Below are 17,345 nucleotides of genomic sequence, written 5' to 3' on the forward strand. Positions count from 1 at the left end.
TCACACGTCGCGGCGGCCGACCACCACGTAGGAGGCCGCCACCGCGGCGCCCGTCACCAGCAGCATCAGCGCCATCTGCGTGAGGTCGGCCGGCATCGCCTGGGGCGAGCCGGAGGGGCTGGTGCCCGCCGGCATCCCGAACAGCTGCATCAGGGCGACCGGCGCGTTGTGCTGGAGCACCACCCGCCCCACCGGAGCCGAGGCCTCCCAGATGCTGAGCATCGCCCCGGCCACCGGCGGCAGGGTCACGACGCCGATCATGACGGCGACCGCCCCGGCCGAGTGCCGCACCAGGGCCCCGATCGCCAGCGCGAGCAGCCCGAGGAGGGTGACGTAGAAGCTGCCGGCGAGCGCCCCGCCCCATTCGCCCGCCGAGTGGCTCCCGGCGGCGGGGCCGTTGTGGGCGATGGCCGCCGCCGTGCCGACCACGAAGACGGAGCCCGCGCAGGTGAGGAAGGCCGTGAGGCCGAAGACCAGGTACTTGGCGGTGAGCACCCGGTACCGGTCGGGCGCGGCGGTGAAGGTGGTGCGCACCAGGCCCGTGCCGTGCTCGGAGGTGATCGTGAGCACGCCGAGCACCATCACCGCGAGCTGTCCGACGAGCAGGCCGATCAGGGCCGGGGTGGTGAAGGGGATGCTCGCGTAGTCGCCCGAGGAGGTCTGGGCGATGAAGAGGATGCCGATGCCGACGACCACCACCACGAGGGAGCCGAGCGTCCACAGGGTGGAGCGGACGGAGACGAGCTTGGTCCACTCCGAAGCCAGCGCGTGCCCCAGGTGCGGGCGCCGGTGCTCCAGCGGGGAGTGGTGGGCCGTGCTCGCGGCAGCGGTCCGGAGGTCGGTCTGCGCGCCGGTCATCGGGAGGCCTCGGGGTTGTTCTGGGCGGAGGCGGCGAGCTCGCCGGGTTCGCCGGGCATCAGGAACGCCGCGCCGCCCTTGCCGGGCGGCGGGGGTGCGAAGAAGCCGGGCTGTGGGACGTCGGGGGCCGCCGGGCCGTCCGGCCACTCCGGGAGCGCCAGCGGATCGGGCTCCCACAGCTGGGCCCGGGGGTCCTCGGTTGAGGTGTACTCGACGGAGGAGCGGGTCATCCGCATGTACGCCTCCTCCAGCGAGGCCCGGTGCGGGGACAGCTCCCACAGCCGCAGACCGCCCTCGTGGGCCAGGTCGGAGATCCGGGGCAGCTCCAGGCCGGTCACGCGCAGGGCGCCGTCCGGCTCCTGGAGGACGCGGGCGCCGTCCTTGCGGAGGAGCTCCGCGAACCCGTCCCGGGTACCGGGGTCCGGGCCGGCCACGCGCACCCGGGCGAATCCGGCCGAATTGTGCGTGATGAACTCCTGGGTGCTCATGTCGGCCAGCAGCCGGCCCCGCCCGATCACGATCAGGTGGTCCGCGGTCAGGGCCATCTCGCTCATCAGGTGCGAGGAGACGAAGACGGTGCGGCCCTCGGCGGCGAGCTGGCGCATCAGGTTCCGGACCCAGAGGATGCCCTCCGGGTCGAGGCCGTTGACGGGCTCGTCGAACAGCAGCACCTGGGGGTCGCCGAGCAGGGCGGTGGCGATGCCGAGCCGCTGGCCCATGCCGAGGGAGAACCCTTTCGTCCGCTGCCGGGCGGCGTCCTGGAGCCCGACGACCGCCAGCACCTCGTCCACCCGCTTCTCCGGGATGCCCGAGAGCTGGGCGATGGACAGCAGGTGGGTGCGGGCCCGGCGGCCGCCGTGCACGGCTTTCGCGTCGAGCAGGGCGCCGACGTGCCGCTGTGCGTTGGGCAGCTCCCGGAAGGGGAGTCCGTTGATCGTCACATGGCCGGCGGTGGGCCGGTCGAGTCCGAGGACCATGCGCATGGTGGTGGATTTCCCCGACCCGTTGGGCCCGAGGAATCCGGTGACGTGACCAGGCCTGACCTGGAAGGACAGCTGGTCGACGGCGGTCTTGGCGCCGAAGCGCTTGGTCAGGCCGACTGCCTCGATCATGGTTCTGCCCCTCGACAGGCCGGCAGGCCCGGGACGGCTCTCGCCCCTGTAAGGGTTAAGAGGATATCGAGTGGCCTACGGTTCCGTCCCGTCCCGGATCCCTGATCTCCCCCTGATCCGGCCCCCGGTTTCCCCGTACGACTTCCGGTGTCCGTCCCGCGACGGACACCGGAGCGCCGGGCTCCCGCTACGCGTCCCGCTTCTTCAGCACCAGGTAGCCACCGGCCACGGCGGCCAGCGCCCACAGCACCATGATCCCGAAGCCGCCCCAGGGGCCGTAGGGCGGCGCCTCGCGGCCCATGGCGTCGGGGACGACCCGCATGACCGCGGAGCCGGCCTGGTCCGGGAAGTACTGGGCCACCTTCCGGGTCGCGTCGACGAAGCCGAGGATGTTCGAGATCAGGAAGAAGAACGGCATCAGGATGCCGAGGGAGAGCATCGAGCTGCGCAGCATCGTGGCGATGCCCATGGAGAACAGGGCGATCACGGCCATGTAGAGCCCGGCGCCGATCACCGCGCGCAGTACGTTCGGCTCACCGATGCCGATGCTCCGCTCGCCCAGGATCGCCTGTCCCAGGAAGAAGGACAGGAAGCTGGTGACCAGTCCGACCACCAGGGCCAGGCCGGTCGCCACGACGAGCTTGCCGAAGAGGAACTCGGCGCGGCGCGGCACGGCCGCCAGTGAGGTGCGGATCATGCCCGAGCTGTACTCGGTGCCCACCACCAGGACGCCGAAGACGATCATCGCCAGCTGTCCGAGGTTCATCCCGGCGAAGCTGGCCAGCGTCGGGTCGAAGGTCGCCTGCTCCTGGGGCGGCATGTCGCCGAAGGTGGCGCTGGCGACCGCGCACAGGCCGGCGCTGATGCCGACGGTGACGACCAGGGCCGCCACGAGGGTCCAGACCGTGGAGGAGACCGTACGGATCTTCGTCCACTCGGAGGTGAGAACGGCGGGCAGGGCCACGGTCACTCACCGCCCTTGCGGGTCGCGTCGAAACCGGCGCCCCAGGCGGGGACATCGGCCGGCCGCGCCGGATTGTCGGTGCCCGGCGGGATGCCGGGCATCCCCATCGCGTGGGCGTGGTACTCGACGGAGTCCGCCGTCATGCGCATGAACGCTTCTTCCAGTGAAGCCCGTTGCGGGCTGAGTTCGTGCAGCACGATCTGGTGCTGGGCGGCCAGTTCGCCGAGCCGCTCCGGCCCCACGCCGTCGATCTCCAGGGTGCCGGTGGCGGGAACGCTGACGGCGTTGATGCCGGCCTCGTGCAGGACGTCCTTGAGCCGCTCCTGCTGCGGCGAGCGCAGGCGGACGTAGCTGCGTGAGTTCTGGTGGATGAAATCGGCCATCGACAAGTCGGCGAGCAGTCTGCCCTGCCCGATGACGATCAAATGGTCTGCGGTCAGGGCCATTTCACTCATCAAGTGCGAGGAAACGAAGATCGTCCTGCCTTCTGACGCCAGCCTCTTCATCAGATTGCGGATCCAGTGAATTCCCTCCGGGTCCAGACCATTGACGGGTTCGTCGAACATCAGGATCTCCGGATCGCCGAGCAGCGCGGAGGCGATTCCCAGCCGCTGCCCCATGCCGAGCGAAAATCCTTTCGACTTCTTCCGTGCCACCGGCGTCAGCCCGACGAGGTCCAGCACCTCGGACACCCGGTGCTCGGGGATCCGGTTCGCCTGGGCCAGGCACAGGAGGTTGTTGTAGGCGCTGCGTCCGCCGTGCATGGACTTGGCGTCCAGCAGCGCCCCGATGTGTTTCAGCGGTTCCGGCAGGTCCCGGTAGTGCTTGCCGTCGATCCGGACCGTGCCGCTGGTCGGGTTGTCGAGGTCGAGCATCATGCGCATGGTCGTGGACTTGCCCGCCCCGTTGGGGCCGAGGAAGCCGGTCACCACCCCCGGTCTGACCTGGAAGCTGAGGTTGTCCACGGCGGTCTTGGCGCCGAATCGTTTGGTAAGTCCCTCGAGCTCGATCATGCGGCCACGCTAGAACGCCCGAGGGCCCTACGCCACCTCGAAAGGTGACACAGGGCCCTCGTCGTGCTCGCGCCGCGAGCCGCGGTCCGACCGGCGAGTATCGGGGGTGTACGCGCCGGGCCCCGCGACCGGGTTCAGCGGGTCTGCTGCGCCGGGACGCCGCGGGTGACCGGCTCGTCGTCGATCGGGGAGCCGGCGGCGGCAACGGCGGCACCGGTCAGCGTCGCCAGCATCTCGCGGACGTTGGTCAGCTGGGCGTTGATGGAGTCGCGGCGGTTGGTGAGCGCCGCCAGCTCGCGCTCGGATTCGCTGCGGATCCGGTCGGCCTTGGCATTGGCGTCGGCCACGATGTCCTCGGCCTGGCGCTGCGCGGTCTCCACGGTCTGGCGGGCGCGGCGCTCGGCGTCCGTGCGCAGCTTCTCGGCCTCCAGGCGCAGCTGCTCCGCGCGGTGCTCGATCTCCGCGAGCCGCTTCTCGGCCTTGGCCTGACGGGAGGCCAGGTCCCGCTCGGACTGCTCGCGGCGCTTGGCCAGGTTGGTCTCGAAGTCGGCGGCGGCCTGGGCGGCCTTGGCGCGGGTCTCCTCGAAGAGCGCGTCCGCCTCCTCGCGCTTGGAGGCCGCGTCCTTCTGGGCCTCGGCGCGCAGGGTCGTCGCGTCGCCCTTGGCCTTCTCGACGATGCGGACGCCCTCGTCCTCCGCCTTCGCCTTGCGGTCGGCCGCGAACGACTCGGCGTCGTTGCGCACTTGCTGGGCAGCCGACTCGGCCAGCTCACGGTGCTGCTCGGCCGCGCGACGGGCCTCCTCGCGCAGGTCCTTCGCCTCCTCCTCGGCCAGGCGCAGGATCTTCTCGACCCGGGCGCCCAGACCCGCGTACGACGGCTCCGCGTCGCTCACCTGGGCCTGGGCGTTCTGCGTTTCGAGGTGCAGTTCCTCGATCCGCTTTTCCAGAGAGTTGATACGTCCAAGGGCGCTGTCGCGGTCGGAGACCAGCTTGGTGATGCGGTCGTCCACCTGACCGCGGTCGTAACCACGCCGCACGAGCTCGAAGCCGAAGGGGGAGGAAGTGTCGCTCATGGGGTTCCTGTCGAATGAGACCGATGAGGTGCTACGTGAGGTGTTAGGGGAATCCTAGGCGCCCAGGCGGCGTGTCATCGAGTCAATCCAGGTTTGATCTGGACAATGACACCCCTTTTGAGTGGCAAGGCGACAGAATGCTTGTCACCCGTTCGGATGAACCTTCATCAGGAGCACACATTCCTTCACACTGACTAGCCCTCTGACGACTTACCACCCGAACGAGTGGAACCCGCTGTCGCTCCGGCCTTCACGCCCCCCGCGCCCTGGCCGCCGACCGCCGGCTTTCCGCCGCCCGAAGGCGCCTCGAATGATTCCAACGCCTCAAGAACGTCCTGGACACGGGAGATCTCCGCCTGAATGTCCTCCCGCCTGCGCACGAGGACTTCCAGCTCACGGCGGCCCTCGTCGACGAGCCGCTCCGCCTCGGCCTTGGCCTCCGCGAGCGCCTGCTCCGCCTGGCGCGCCAGGTCGGCCTTCTTCTGCTCGGCCTCCTTGAGCAGCGCCTCCGCCTTGCGGACGGCGGCGATCCGGACCTTGCTCGCCTCGCTGCTCGCGTCGGACAGCATCGCCTTGGCCTTCGCCTCGGCCTCGACGCTCTGCTCCGTCGCCGCGCGCACCAGCTTGTCCACGCGCTCGCCGGCCGACTTCATCTGCTCGGCCGACTCCCGGCGGGCCCGCTCGTGCAGCTCCTCCACCTCGGACTCCACCCGGGCGCGCAGCTCCTCCGCCCGTTCCCTTATGGCGGCCGCGTCCGTACGCGCCCCCACGAGCAGCTCGTCCGCGTCCGTCCGGGCCTTCTCCACCGTGGAGTTGCCCTCGACGGTCGCCTCCGAGGCGATCCGTGCCGCCTCCTTGCGGGCCGCGTCGACCATCGCGTCGGCCTGTTCCTCGGCGGCCGTGGTCGCCGCCAGGGCCTGCTGCGCCGCGTCGGCCGTGAGCTTGTCGGCTTCCGCCGCCGCCTCGGTGATGAGCCGGTCCACCTGCTCGGCGGCCTCGGTACGCCGCTTGTTGGCCTCTTCGCGGGCCTCGTCGAGCAGCCGCTCCGACTCGGCTCGGGCCTCGGCGCGGACGCGCTCGGCTTCGCCCGCCGCCTGCGCCTTGACCCGCTCGGCCTCCGACCGGGTGCGGGCCGCGTGCTCCTGCGCCGAGGACAGCGCCTCGGTGGCCTCGGCGCGCAGCCGCTCGGCCTCCGTCGCGGCCTCGCCGACCGTGCGCTCGTTGTCCTTGCGGGTCTGCTCGATGAGCTTGTCGGCTTCCGCCGCCGCCTCGGTGATGAGCCGGTCCACCTGCTCGGCGGCCTCGGTACGGCGCCGGCCGGCCTCCTCGCGGGCCTCGTCCAGCAACCGCTCGGACTCCCGCTCGGCGCTCGCCAGTGTCTCCGCCGCCGCGGCCGTCACCCGCTCGGCCTCCGCGGTGGCCTCGCCGATGACCCGGCCGCCCTCCGCGCGCGCCTCCTCCAGGGTCCGCGCCGCGTCCGTGCGCAGCCGCTCGGCCTCCGTCGCGGCCTCGCCGACCGTGGCCTCGTTGGCCGCCCGGGTCTCCTCGACCAGCCGGTCGCCCTCGGTACGGGCGTCGACCAGGACGCGCGCCGCGTCCCGTTCGGCCGCGGCCAGGGTGTCGGCCGCCTGCGTGGTGAGCCGCTCGGCCTTCGCCGTCGCCTCGGCCAGCGCCGCCTCGGTGGCCGCGCGGGTCTCCTCCGTGAGCCGCTCCGCCTCGGAGATCGCCTCCGTGAGCAGCCGGTCCGCCTGCTCCGCGGCTTCGGTACGCAGCCGGCCGGCCTCCACCCGGGCCTCGTCCAGCGTGCCCGCCGCCTCGGCGCGGGTCTCCTCCGCCGCCGCCTCGGCCTCGGCGCGCAGCCGCTCGGCCTCCGCGGTGGCCTCGGCGACCGTCGCCGAGTTGGCCGCCAGGGTCTCCTCGGTGAGCCGCTCGGCCTCCGCCGTCGCCTCCGCGACGATCCGGGCGCCCTCGGCGCGCGCGGCCTCCAGGGACTCCGCCGCCTCGCCGCGGATCCGGTTCGCGTCGTCCCGGGCGTCCGCCCGGGTCCGGGACGCGTCGCGCTCCGAGGCGGCCAGTGCGTCCGTCGCCTCCGTACGCACCCGCTGCGCGTACTCGGCGGTGTCGGCGCGCAACTGCTCGGCCTCGGCGATCGCGTCGCCGACCGTGCGCTCCGCCAGCGCCTTCGCCGCGTCCGTCTCCGCCCGGGCCTCGCTGCGCAGGCGGGCGGCGTCCTCGGCGGCCCGCTCCCGCTCCGCGTGGGCGTCGGCGCGGATCCGGTCGGCCTGGGCCTCCGACTCCGTCCGGGTGCGCTCCGCCGCGTGCTCGGCCGCGCTGCGCAGCCCGGCGACCTCTTCCTCGGCCTGCTCGTGCAGTCCGGCCACGGCGTCGCGGACCTGCTGGGCGGTGGCTTCCGCCGCCGCCACCAGCTCCGACGCGCGCCGCTCCGCCTCCTCGGTGAGCCGGGCCGCCTCGGCCTGCGCCTCCTCCGAGCGCTTGCGGGCCTGCGCCAGCAGCTCCTCGCTCTGCTCGCGGGCCTGCGCCCGCTCGTTGTCGGCGTCCGTACGGGCCGACGTGAGGGTCTCCTCCGCCTCCCGGCGGCGCCGGGCGGCTTCCTCCGCGGCGGCCGACAGCGCCTCCGCGGCCTCCTCGGAAACCCGCTCGGCGGCGGCCTTCGCCTCCGCGCGCAGCCGGTCCGCCGTCTCCTGCGCCTCCGTGCGCACCCGCTCGGCCTCGGCCTCGGCATCGCCGCGCAGCCGTACCGCGACCTGCTCGGCCTCCGCCCGGACCCGGCCGGCGTCCTGCGCCGCCTCCGTGCGCAGCTGCTCGGCCTCGGCCTCCGACTGCGCCTGCAGGGTGCGGATCCGCTCCGCCGACTCGGCGCGCAGCCGGTCGCTCTCCTCCGTCGTCTCCCGGCGGATGTTCTCCGCCGCCGTGCGGGCGTCACGCAGCGTCAGCTCGGCCGTGGTCAGCCGGTTCTCCGCGTCCGAGTGCAGCCGGACCAGTTCCTCGTCGGCCTCCGCCCGCTTGGCGGCGAGGGCCTGCTCGGTCTCCTCGCGCCGGGCCAGGGCCGCGGCCTCGGCCTCGGCGCGTACCGCCTCGGCCTGCTCCTCGGCCTCGGCGCGCAGCCGTTCGGCCTCCGCGCGGGTGCGCTCCAGTGTCTCCTCGGCCTGCTTGCGCAGCGTGGTGGCCCGCTCCACGGCCTCCGCGCGGACCCGCTCGCTCTCGGCGGCGGCCCCGCCGCGCAGTTCGTCCGCATCGGCCTTGGCCTTGCCCAGCAGCCCCTCGGCGGTCCGGGCCGCCTCCTCGATCTGCTGGACCGCCTCGCGGCGGGCCTCGCCGCGGATCCGCTCGCCCTCGGCGACGGCCTCCGCGCGCAGCTGCTCGGCCTCGCCGCGCAGCCGCCGGGCCTCTTCCTGGAGTTCGACCGTACGGGCCCGGTACTCCTCGGTGTCGTCCTTCGCGGCGCCCTTGAGCTCATCGGCCGTGGCCGCGGCCTGGACGCGCAGCCGCTCGGCCTCCGCCTCGGCCTCGCGGCGGATCCGCTCGGCTTCCTCGGAGGCGGCGCGGGTGGTGGCCCGGGCGTCTTCCGAAGCCTTGTTCAGTACGTCCTCGGCGGTGCGGGCGGCCTTGGCCAGCTGCGCCGCCATCTCCTCCGCGGCGGCCGTACGGGCCTGCGCGCCGGCCTCGGTGCGCAGCCGCTCCGCCTCCGCGCGGGCGTCGGCCAGGGCCTGCTCGGCCTCGGCCTTGAGCACCTCGGCCTCCTTGGAGGCCTCGCCGACCAGCCGGGCGACCTGCTCCTTGGCGGTGCGGGTGCGCTGCTCGTTGACCGACTCCGCCGAGGCGAGCTGGCGGGCGGCGCTCTCCTTGGCCTCCGCGAGCAGCTTCTCGGCCTCGGCGCGCGCCGTGCGCAGCGCGTTGTCGGCCTCATGGACCCGGGACTCGGCGACCCGGCCCAGGTCGAGGGTCTGCTGCCGGGTCTGCTCGGCCTCGGCGGTGGTGCTCGTACGCAGCCGCTCCGCGTGCTCGGTGGCCTCCTGCGCCTGCGCGGAGGCGGCGGCCAGCAGCCGCTCGGCCTCCTTGCGGGCGCGCAGCAGCGTCGCCTCGGCCTCGGCGCGGGTGGCCTCGGCCTCGGCGGCGAGCCGGCGGGTGGCCTCGGCGGCGTGCCGGGCGGCCTCGGCGCGCGCGGCGTTCAGGGCCTGTTCGGCCTCGGCGCGGGACTCGTCCATGAGCCGGCGGGCCTGGGATTCGGTGCGCGCCCGCAGCTGTTCCGCCCAGGCGACGTTCTCGTTGACGTGCGCCTCGACCGTCTGGCGGCGCTCGTTGAGTTCCTGGTCCAGCCGCTGGCGCCGGTTGACGGCCTCGGCGTGCAGTTCGGCCTGGAGGCGCGCCTGGTGCTCCGCGTGCTCCTGGAGGATGCGCTGGGTCTGCGCCCGGGCGTCGCGCAGTTCGCGCTCGGCGTCGGAGCGCATCTGGTCGGCCTGGATCTGGGCGTTGCGCAGCAGTTGCTCCGCCTGGTAGCCCATGTCCGCACCGTCGTAGGCGGGGCGGGACGCGAGATTGCGGCGTACCTCATGGAGCTTGGCGCGCAGCACCTCTACCTGGTACCCCAGGTCTTCGGCGTGCTGGACGGCCTTCCCGCGCTCCTTCTTCAGCCGCTCCATCTCGGCCTCGAAGCGCGAGAGATGGTCGGCCTCGGCCTGATGGCTCTCCTGGCTTTCGTAGCCCCGCACAGCGCGGTCCCATCCGTCCCCTGGTCGCAAGCTCACTCCCAATTGAGCATCGCTCGCCCGCTGAACGACGCCCCCGGGGAATGGTGTCAGATACCGGGGCAGGGGTCACAGGCCCCGACCCCGTCTCCGCACCGAACCCCGGCCGAGCCATGGCCACTCTACCTGTGGCCTGCCGCATGGCCCGGCCGTCACCGTGAGGACCGCTCAGGACCGGGGCGCGGTGCGGGGCGCGGGTTGTGCCGGAAGCCGGCCCGGCACGCGGTGCACAGGCCGCCGCGGCCGTGCCGGTTTCACCATTTGAGGGCATTTGGCGGTGCGGGTCCGGCGGCCGGGGAAGCGGAGGATCAGTGCTCCGGGTTGGCGGTGACCAGTTCGGTCAGCACTCCGTGGCAGTCCTTGGGGTGCAGGAAGGTGATCCGGGAGCCCATCGAGCCGATGCGGGGCTCGTCGTACAGGACGCGGACGCCCTTGCCGCGGATGGCCTCCGCGTCGCCGTCGACGTCGGCGGTGCCGAAGGCGATGTGGTGGACGCCCTCACCGTTCTTGGCCAGCCACTTGCCGACCGCCGAGTCCTCGCGGGTGGGTTCCAGGAGCTGGAGGTACGAGGCTCCGCCGTCGGAGGTCCCGTTGATCTTGAGCATGGCCTCGCGCACACCCTGCTCCTCGTTGACCTCGGTGTGGAACACCTCGAAGCCGTACGTGGCACGGTAGAACTCGACGGTCTTGTCGAGGTCGAAGCAGGCGATCCCGATGTGGTCGATTCTTGTCAGCATGGGAACAGTGCACAGCTGAGGAGGGTGGTCACGCAACGTGCCAGCGATCACACCGACAGCCCGGTGACGGGGCGGGTACCGCTCAGTACATTCGGGTAAACCCTCGTTCACTCCTCTCATCCAAGGGGCTGTGCCTCATGTCCGGAACGAACAACACCACGTCCGTGATCGTCGCCGGGGCCCGCACGCCCATGGGACGGCTGCTCGGTTCGCTGAAGTCCTTCTCGGGCGCCGACCTCGGCGGCTTCGCCATCAAGTCCGCGCTGGAACGGGCCGGGATCTCCGGCGACCAGGTCCAGTACGTGATCATGGGCCAGGTGCTCCAGGCCGGCGCGGGCCAGATCCCCGCCCGCCAGGCCGCCGTCAAGGCCGGCATCCCCATGAACGTGCCCGCGCTCACGATCAACAAGGTGTGTCTCTCGGGCCTCGACGCCATCGCGCTCGCGGACCAGCTGATCCGCGCCGGGGAGTTCGACATCGTGGTCGCCGGCGGCCAGGAGTCGATGACCAACGCCCCGCACCTGCTGCCGAAGTCCCGCGAGGGATTCAAGTACGGCGCCATCGAGATGCTCGACGCGATGGCCTACGACGGCCTCACCGACGCGTTCGAGAACATCGCGATGGGCGAGTCCACCGAGAAGCACAACACCCGCCTGGGCATCGAGCGCGCCCCGCAGGACGAGTTCGCCGCCGCCTCCCACCAGCGGGCCGCGGCCGCCCAGAAGAACGGCGTCTTCGAGGCCGAGATCACCCCGGTCGAGATCCCGCAGCGCAAGGGCGACCCGGTGATCTTCGCGCACGACGAGGGCATCCGCCCGGAGACCACCACCGAGTCCCTCGGCAAGCTGCGCCCCGCCTTCGCCAAGGACGGCACGATCACCGCCGGGACCTCCTCGCAGATCAGCGACGGCGCCGCCGCCGTGGTCGTGATGAGCAAGACCAAGGCCGAGGAGCTGGGCCTGGAGTGGATCGCCGAGATCGGCGCCCACGGCAACGTGGCCGGACCGGACAACTCGCTCCAGTCGCAGCCCTCGAACGCCATCCTGCACGCCCTCAAGAAGGAGGGCCTGGAGGTCGCCGACCTCGACCTGATCGAGATCAACGAGGCGTTCGCGGCGGTCGCCGTCCAGTCAATGAAGGACCTCGGCGTGACCCCGGAAAAGGTGAACGTCAACGGCGGCGCCATCGCCCTGGGACACCCGATCGGCATGTCCGGCGCCCGCGTGGTGCTGCACCTGGCCCTGGAGCTGGCCCGGCGCGGCGGCGGGGTCGGCGCGGCCGCCCTGTGCGGCGGCGGCGGCCAGGGCGACGCCCTGATCGTCCGGGTGCCCGGCAACGGCACGAAGGCGTAGGTAGCACGAGGATGACGACGGTGGACGTCCCCACGCTGGTGGCCCAGGCCCGAGAAGGCCGCCCGCGGGCCGTGGCCCGGCTGATCTCCCTGGTCGAGGGGGCGTCCCCGCACCTGCGCGAGGTGATGGCCGCCCTGGCCCCGCTGACCGGCGGGGCGTACGTGGTGGGCCTCACGGGCTCCCCGGGCGTGGGCAAGTCCACGTCCACATCGGCCCTGGTCTCCGCCTACCGCAAGGCCGGCAAGCGGGTCGGCGTACTCGCGGTGGACCCGTCCTCGCCGTTCAGCGGGGGCGCCCTGCTCGGCGACCGGGTGCGCATGTCGGACCACGCCTCCGACCCGGGCGTCTACATCCGGTCCATGGCCACGCGCGGGCACCTGGGCGGTCTCGCCTGGGCGGCGCCGCAGGCGATCCGGGTGCTGGACGCGGCCGGCTGCGAGGTGATCCTGGTCGAGACGGTCGGGGTCGGGCAGTCGGAGGTGGAGATCGCCTCGCAGGCCGACACCTCGGTGGTGCTGCTGGCGCCGGGCATGGGCGACGGGATCCAGGCCGCGAAGGCGGGCATCCTGGAGATCGGCGACGTGTACGTGGTCAACAAGGCCGACCGGGACGGCGCCGACGCGACCGCCCGCGAGCTGAACCACATGCTCGGCCTCGGGGAGTCCCGCGGGCCGGGCGACTGGCGGCCGCCGATCGTCAAGACGGTCGCCGCCCGGGGCCAGGGCATCGACGAGCTGGTCGAGGTGCTGGAGAAGCACCGGGCGTGGATGGACGAGCGGGGCGTACTGGCCGAGCGGCGGGCCGCCCGGGCCGCCCGGGAGGTGGAGACCATCGCGGTGACCGCCCTGCGGGCCCGGATGGCGGACCTGCACGGCGACGCGCACCTCGGCGGCCTCGCCGCCAAGGTCGCCGCGGGCGAGCTGGACCCGTACGCGGCCTCCGACGCCTTGCTGGCCACCCTCACCGATTCGGAGGCGCCGGCCCCCGCCCAGCCCTAAGCTGGCCGCGTCCGGTATGCCTCGAAAGGCGCCCCGGCGGTTTCGGGGTGCCCCGCGAAGGGAGTGGCGTCATGGCCAAGCGCGGCAACAAGAAGCGGGCCCGCAAGAAGAAGAAGGCGAACCACGGCAAGCGTCCCAACGCCTGACCGGTCCGCCCGTGAACCACGCGAGCCGCGCCCCCGCCGTACGGGGGGCGCGGTTCCGTGTGTCAGACCTTGCCGCGCTGGTCGCGCAGGTGGTCGGCCACCGGTCCCAGGGAGGCGCGCAGCGCCGCGAGGTCCTGCGGGCTGAGCAGGTCGATGAAGTGCTGCCGTACGGACGCCACGTGGTGCGGGGCGACCTTGCGCATGGTCTCCATGCCCTCGTCGGTGAGCACCGCGTACAGGCCGCGGCGGTCGGACTCGCAGTTCACCCGGGTGACCAGGCCGGCCGCCTCCATCCGGGTGATCTGGTGGGAGAGCCGGCTCTTGGACTGGAGGGTCGCGGTGGCGAGGTCGCTCATCCGCATCCGGTGGTGCTCCGACTCCGAGAGGTTCACCAGGATCTCGTAGTCGTTGTTGGTCAGTCCGAAGGGCTGGAGATCCTTTTCCAGCTGGTGCATCAGCAGTCTGCTGACGTCCAGGTGAGTGCGCCAGGCGCACTGCTCCGCGTCGGTAAGCCAGCGCGTGGCCGTCTCGGTCTCCATGGTCTCCATGACTGAACTCTACCTAAGAAGTTGAATTACGTACAAAAATAGGACGATCGTGGAAGACGCTCCGGCCCGGCGGCCGCCGGAAGCCGCCCCGGGCCGTCACAGCCCGAAGCGGCGCTGCAGATCACCCAGCTGCCCGGGCATCCGCGGTACGCCCAATTGTCCCAGCGGTCCCTGGCCCGCCCCGGGGACGCCCTGGTTCTGGCCGTCGGCGGCGCCGGTGCCCACGGCCCCGACCGCCTGCTCGGCCATCAGCGTCTCCGACGACTGCAGCAGCACCGTCCCGGCCCCGACGAACTCGAACTGGTGCTCCTCGCCCGAGGAGCCCCCGATGCCCGTCAGCGAGCGCAGGCCCCCGATCACCCCGGACATGTACTTGTGGTCGTAGTGGTGGCACGGCGAGGGGCAGTCCGCCCAGCCCACCAGCGCCTGCGGGTCCACCCGCAGCGGCGGCTCCATGAACACCACCGGCCCGTTGGACGCCGCCACGAACTTCCCGGTTCCGATCAGGGTCAGGAAGCCGGGGACGATCGACTGCTTGAGGGCGAGGGTGGGCTGGTAGGCCAGCAGGTTCCCGGACCGGATCGTCAGGTTCCCGTCGTCCAGGTCGTACGAGTTCACGTCGAAGGCCCGGTCGGCCAGCAGCAGCTTGCCCTGGCCCTCGGCCACCACCCAGTCGCTCGCGTGCATCGGCGAGTGGAAGCTCGTGCGCAGCAGCCGGTCGAAGCGGCCGTTGCCCACGCCGTTGAACTCGATGCTCCCGTAGTACGAGATCATCTTGCCCTTCTGCAGGAACCACTGGCTGCCCTTGAGTTCCACGCAGAAGGTGTACGCGTTCACGTTGTCGTCGGAGGGCAGGGTGTACGGGTCGAAGACCGTCGGGCCGCCGGGGCCGCCGGTCACGGGGCCGAAGCTCACAGTTTCTCCTCCGAAGCCTGTACGTATACCGCGCCCTGGCCGGACAGCTCCAGCTGGAACGCCTCACCCGAACCGCGGCCGACCATGTCCCGCCAGCCGAGTGCCGTGGACAGCTTGTTGCGCACGTCCCCGTGGTGGGCGACGTACGCCTGCGGGTCCACGTGGACCGGCCGCTGGGGCGTGATGGGCAGCTCGATGACTCCGCCGTGCGCCATCACGGCGACCGAGCCGTGGCCCTTGAGGGTGGTGGTGAACAGGCCCTGGCCGGTCACCTGGCCGCGCACCATGCCCATGACACCGCCCTGCGAGCCCATGAACATGGTGCCCTGCTGGAGGGTTCCGTCGAAGGCGAGCAGTCGGTCCGCCTCGACGTACAGGGTCTCGCCGGACAGGTTGATCACCTGGATGTGGTGGCCGCCGTGGCCGAACAGCACGGTGCCGCTGCCCTCGACCGTCATCAGCGGGGTCTGCTCGTTCGCCACCCGGCGCCCGATCATGCCCATGACCCCGCCCTGGCCGCCGGTCACGCTCGGGGTGAAGGAGACCTCGCCGCGGTAGGCGAGCATCGCCCCGCGCTGGCTGTACATCGTCTGCCCGGGCACCACCTGCGCCTCGACCATCTTCGAGTTGATCTCGCGGAACGGCATCAGAGGTCACCGCCGATGGTGTTGCGCTCGCTGGGCTGCACGTACACCAGGCCCTCACCCTCGAAGCGGATCTGGAAGGACTCGCCCGAGCCCTCGCCGATCAGCGTGCGGAAGTTGATCCCCGACTGGAACGACTGCCGGAGGTTGCCGGTGTGCGCGACGTACGCCCCCGGGTCCACGGAGAGCGGGTACTGGGCGCTGACCCGCAGCACCACCGCCGGGCCGTCCGACATGATGGCCGCCTGGCCGGAACCCTCGACGGTGGTGGTGAACAGGCCGTTGCCCGTCGCCCCGCCGCGCAGCCCGGTGAAGGTGGTGCCGGTGCGCAGCCCGGCGTCGGTGGCCAGCAGGTTGCTGGCCTCGACGTGGAGCTTCTCGCCGCGCAGGCTGACCAGGTTGATCTCGCTCGCCCGGTCGGCGAAGAAGCAGGTGCCGTGCCCCTGCACCTCCATCACGGACATCTGTTCGCCGGTCAGCCGGCGGGTCACCATGCCGCGCAGGCCTTCGCCGCCGCCGGTCATCTTCTTGAAGGCCATCTGGCCGTCGTACGCGACCATGGAGCCGTTTTTCGCTTTCACGGCGTCCCCGGTCAGGTCGACGGCGAGCACCTTGCTGCCTTGGAGTCGGAACTGAGCCACGGAGAGAAGGTATCCGCACCGGGCCGGGGCGAACAGGGCGCCCTGCCCGATATCCGCCAACCGGGCCGTCTCCCGGGTGGCTGGGGGCCGGACGGCCAGGGGCCCGGTCAAGATCTCCCCGGTCGGCTGAGACACTGGCTCGGACCATGCCTCGACCCCCCCGAAGGTTCCCCGTGGACATCAAGACCGCCTCCGCCCTGCACCGGCTGCGCCTCGTCTCCGTACCGGAGGCGCTCTCGTTCCCGGCCCTGCTGATCTTCGGCTCGCTGCTCAGCCGGATCTCGGACATCAACCTGGTGATGCCGCTGGGCGCCCTGCACGGCATCCTCTTCGTCCTGTACGTGATCTTCCTGCTGGACGTGTGGAACCGGGCCAAGTGGCCCCTGAAGAAGGCCGCGATCTTCTTCCTGCTGGCCCTGGTGCCCTTCGGCGGTCTCTACGGCGACCGGATCCTCAAGCGCGACGAGGCCGAGAGCGTGGTCGCGGCCCGGGCGCGCGAGGCGGCGCAGGCATGATCGTCGCGTTCTCGGTGACGCCGCTGGGCGTGGGGGAGGAAGTCGGCGAGTACGTCGCCGACGCGGTCCGCGTCGTACGGGAATCCGGCCTGCCGAACCGGACCGACGCCATGTTCACCACCGTCGAGGGGGACTGGGACGAGGTGATGGACGTGGTCAGGCGCGCCGTCGCGGCCGTGGAGGCACGCGCGCCCCGGGTCTCCTTCATCCTGAAGGCCGACGTCCGCCCCGGGGTCACCGACGGCATGACCTCCAAGGTGGAGACGGTCGAACGGCACCTCGCCGAGGGCTGATCCCGCCTCCGCCCCGCTGCTCGCGCCCACGCCCCCGGCCCGCCGGCCGGGGGCGTTCGCATGCCCGCGCGCCGCCCGCGCCGGTGGCCGCGGCCGCACTGCTGCTCTACCTGGTCTGGCCCACCCACTGGACCGTCCGCGAGGGCGGCGAGCGCCGGCTGGTCGGCCTCGACGCGGTGATGCCCGGCCCCATCGGGCTGATCATGCTGTTCGCGCTGGTCAACGTGGTGTCGGTCGCCCACGCCACGATGGCCGCCCGGGACCCGGTCCGGGGACCCGCCGAACCCGGCACCCGCGTCGCGTTCCGGACGACGTACGTCCGCGGCAAGGAGCCGCTGGAGAGGGTGCGGGCCACCCTCCGCGGCGCGGTGCGCGTCCGCCACGACGGGCCGCTGGACGTCTGGCGGCTGGACGAGGGGGACGACCCCGAGGTCAAGGCGCTCTAAACAACGCGGTGCGGATCAGCGCCCGGCGCCAGATCGGCGGGCTCTACGACGCCATCACCGAGGGCTGGCTCAACTGCACCCCAATGCCCCTCTACTACCCCATGACGGCCGTCAACTGGCTGCTCGGCACCTCAGCTGCGTGCTGTTCCTGTGGTTCGGCGCCTCCGGCACCGGCGTGTCCTCCGAGGTGTGGCTGATGCTCTACACCGACACGGCGGCCCTCCAGGTGGGCCTGTGCCCGTGGAACCGGCGGCACAACGTCTCCCCGCACGAGCCCGCGGCGGCGGTGGCCGACGGAGCGGAGCCGGAACGCTCGGGCGGCGC

The 17,345-nt window shown here is 72.2% G+C and carries 16 protein-coding genes and 1 pseudogene; 6 read left to right on the forward strand and 11 right to left on the reverse strand.

Going from position 1 to position 17,345, the window contains the following annotated elements:
* From ACZ4M3_RS07805 to mce, 7 genes are all read right to left on the reverse strand, one after another.
* On the reverse strand, window positions 1-858 hold the full coding sequence (locus ACZ4M3_RS07805) for an ABC transporter permease (RefSeq protein ID WP_467730700.1): 858 nt from the start codon (window positions 856-858) through the stop codon (window positions 1-3).
* Window positions 855-1,970 (reverse strand): ABC transporter ATP-binding protein, encoded by a 1,116-nt coding sequence (locus tag ACZ4M3_RS07810; RefSeq protein ID WP_467730701.1) that lies wholly within the window; start codon window positions 1,968-1,970, stop codon window positions 855-857. The genes ACZ4M3_RS07805 and ACZ4M3_RS07810 overlap by 4 nt, the downstream gene beginning before the upstream one ends.
* A 187-nt stretch (window positions 1,971-2,157) precedes the next feature.
* Window positions 2,158-2,940, reverse strand: a complete 783-nt coding sequence (locus ACZ4M3_RS07815) for an ABC transporter permease (protein ID WP_467730702.1) — start codon at window positions 2,938-2,940, stop codon at window positions 2,158-2,160.
* Window positions 2,937-3,947, reverse strand: coding sequence for an ABC transporter ATP-binding protein (locus tag ACZ4M3_RS07820; protein WP_467730703.1), 1,011 nt, complete (start codon window positions 3,945-3,947; stop codon window positions 2,937-2,939). The genes ACZ4M3_RS07815 and ACZ4M3_RS07820 overlap by 4 nt, the downstream gene beginning before the upstream one ends.
* A gap of 134 nt (window positions 3,948-4,081) precedes the next feature.
* Window positions 4,082-5,020, reverse strand: a complete 939-nt coding sequence (locus tag ACZ4M3_RS07825) for a coiled-coil domain-containing protein (RefSeq protein ID WP_453356507.1) — start codon at window positions 5,018-5,020, stop codon at window positions 4,082-4,084.
* Window positions 5,021-5,214: 194 nt separating this feature from the next.
* Window positions 5,215-9,750 carry a polarized growth protein Scy gene (gene scy, locus ACZ4M3_RS07830; protein WP_467730704.1) on the reverse strand — a complete coding sequence of 1,512 codons (4,536 nt, stop codon included), beginning with the start codon at window positions 9,748-9,750 and terminating at the stop codon, window positions 5,215-5,217.
* 344 nt (window positions 9,751-10,094) lie between these two features.
* Window positions 10,095-10,523, reverse strand: a complete 429-nt coding sequence (gene mce / locus ACZ4M3_RS07835; protein ID WP_467730705.1) for a methylmalonyl-CoA epimerase — start codon at window positions 10,521-10,523, stop codon at window positions 10,095-10,097.
* 137 nt (window positions 10,524-10,660) lie between these two features.
* Here mce and ACZ4M3_RS07840 point away from each other — a divergent pair, with 137 nt between their 5' ends.
* The 3 genes from ACZ4M3_RS07840 (at window position 10,661) to ACZ4M3_RS07850 (ending at window position 13,019) form a co-directional block, all read left to right on the forward strand.
* Entirely contained in the window at window positions 10,661-11,875 is a 1,215-nt protein-coding gene (locus ACZ4M3_RS07840) for an acetyl-CoA C-acetyltransferase (protein ID WP_467730706.1), read from the forward strand.
* Window positions 11,876-11,886: 11 nt separating this feature from the next.
* Window positions 11,887-12,873, forward strand: coding sequence for a methylmalonyl Co-A mutase-associated GTPase MeaB (gene meaB, locus ACZ4M3_RS07845; RefSeq protein WP_467730707.1), 987 nt, complete (start codon window positions 11,887-11,889; stop codon window positions 12,871-12,873).
* Between the two features lie 71 nt (window positions 12,874-12,944).
* Complete coding sequence (locus tag ACZ4M3_RS07850) at window positions 12,945-13,019, forward strand: 50S ribosomal protein bL37 (RefSeq protein WP_099895366.1); 75 nt, start codon at window positions 12,945-12,947, stop codon at window positions 13,017-13,019.
* Window positions 13,020-13,081: 62 nt separating this feature from the next.
* On the opposite strand, the gene ACZ4M3_RS07855 is transcribed toward ACZ4M3_RS07850, so the two are convergent.
* From ACZ4M3_RS07855 to ACZ4M3_RS07870, 4 genes are all read right to left on the reverse strand, one after another.
* Window positions 13,082-13,558, reverse strand: a complete 477-nt coding sequence (locus tag ACZ4M3_RS07855; protein WP_136215164.1) for a MarR family winged helix-turn-helix transcriptional regulator — start codon at window positions 13,556-13,558, stop codon at window positions 13,082-13,084.
* 105 nt (window positions 13,559-13,663) lie between these two features.
* Entirely contained in the window at window positions 13,664-14,467 is an 804-nt protein-coding gene (locus tag ACZ4M3_RS07860; protein ID WP_467730838.1) for an AIM24 family protein, read from the reverse strand.
* Window positions 14,468-14,478: 11 nt separating this feature from the next.
* Window positions 14,479-15,129 (reverse strand): AIM24 family protein, encoded by a 651-nt coding sequence (locus ACZ4M3_RS07865; protein WP_467730708.1) that lies wholly within the window; start codon window positions 15,127-15,129, stop codon window positions 14,479-14,481.
* A complete protein-coding gene (locus ACZ4M3_RS07870) occupies window positions 15,129-15,767 on the reverse strand; it encodes an AIM24 family protein (RefSeq protein ID WP_467730709.1) in 639 nt (212 codons plus the stop codon). Before ACZ4M3_RS07870 ends, ACZ4M3_RS07865 begins: the two co-directional genes overlap by 1 nt.
* A 173-nt stretch (window positions 15,768-15,940) precedes the next feature.
* Here ACZ4M3_RS07870 and ACZ4M3_RS07875 point away from each other — a divergent pair, with 173 nt between their 5' ends.
* The 3 genes and pseudogenes from ACZ4M3_RS07875 to ACZ4M3_RS07885 all read left to right on the forward strand — a co-directional run.
* Complete coding sequence (locus ACZ4M3_RS07875; protein ID WP_467730710.1) at window positions 15,941-16,282, forward strand: DUF3817 domain-containing protein; 342 nt, start codon at window positions 15,941-15,943, stop codon at window positions 16,280-16,282.
* The gene (locus ACZ4M3_RS07880; protein WP_467730711.1) at window positions 16,279-16,575 is read left to right on the forward strand and encodes an MTH1187 family thiamine-binding protein; all 297 of its coding nucleotides are present in this window, start codon (window positions 16,279-16,281) and stop codon (window positions 16,573-16,575) included. Before ACZ4M3_RS07875 ends, ACZ4M3_RS07880 begins: the two co-directional genes overlap by 4 nt.
* A gap of 77 nt (window positions 16,576-16,652) precedes the next feature.
* Window positions 16,653-17,298: pseudogene (locus tag ACZ4M3_RS07885) on the forward strand (hypothetical protein); the annotation flags it as partial.
* Window positions 17,299-17,345: the final 47 nt, after the last annotated feature.

This window comes from Streptomyces sp. NPDC026522 (assembly GCF_055567555.1).

What these genes read in the sequence shown, in the direction of transcription:
- ACZ4M3_RS07805 (WP_467730700.1), bottom strand. Translation starts at nt 858, where the DNA reads ATGACCGGCGCGCAGACCGACCTCCGGACCGCTGCCGCGAGCACGGCC.
- ACZ4M3_RS07810 (WP_467730701.1), bottom strand. Translation starts at nt 1,970, where the DNA reads ATGATCGAGGCAGTCGGCCTGACCAAGCGCTTCGGCGCCAAGACCGCC.
- ACZ4M3_RS07820 (WP_467730703.1), bottom strand. Translation starts at nt 3,947, where the DNA reads ATGATCGAGCTCGAGGGACTTACCAAACGATTCGGCGCCAAGACCGCC.
- ACZ4M3_RS07825 (WP_453356507.1), bottom strand. Translation starts at nt 5,020, where the DNA reads ATGAGCGACACTTCCTCCCCCTTCGGCTTCGAGCTCGTGCGGCGTGGT.
- mce (WP_467730705.1), bottom strand. Translation starts at nt 10,523, where the DNA reads ATGCTGACAAGAATCGACCACATCGGGATCGCCTGCTTCGACCTCGAC.
- ACZ4M3_RS07840 (WP_467730706.1), top strand. Translation starts at nt 10,661, where the DNA reads ATGTCCGGAACGAACAACACCACGTCCGTGATCGTCGCCGGGGCCCGC.
- meaB (WP_467730707.1), top strand. Translation starts at nt 11,887, where the DNA reads ATGACGACGGTGGACGTCCCCACGCTGGTGGCCCAGGCCCGAGAAGGC.
- ACZ4M3_RS07855 (WP_136215164.1), bottom strand. Translation starts at nt 13,558, where the DNA reads ATGGAGACCGAGACGGCCACGCGCTGGCTTACCGACGCGGAGCAGTGC.
- ACZ4M3_RS07865 (WP_467730708.1), bottom strand. Translation starts at nt 15,129, where the DNA reads ATGCCGTTCCGCGAGATCAACTCGAAGATGGTCGAGGCGCAGGTGGTG.
- ACZ4M3_RS07880 (WP_467730711.1), top strand. Translation starts at nt 16,279, where the DNA reads ATGATCGTCGCGTTCTCGGTGACGCCGCTGGGCGTGGGGGAGGAAGTC.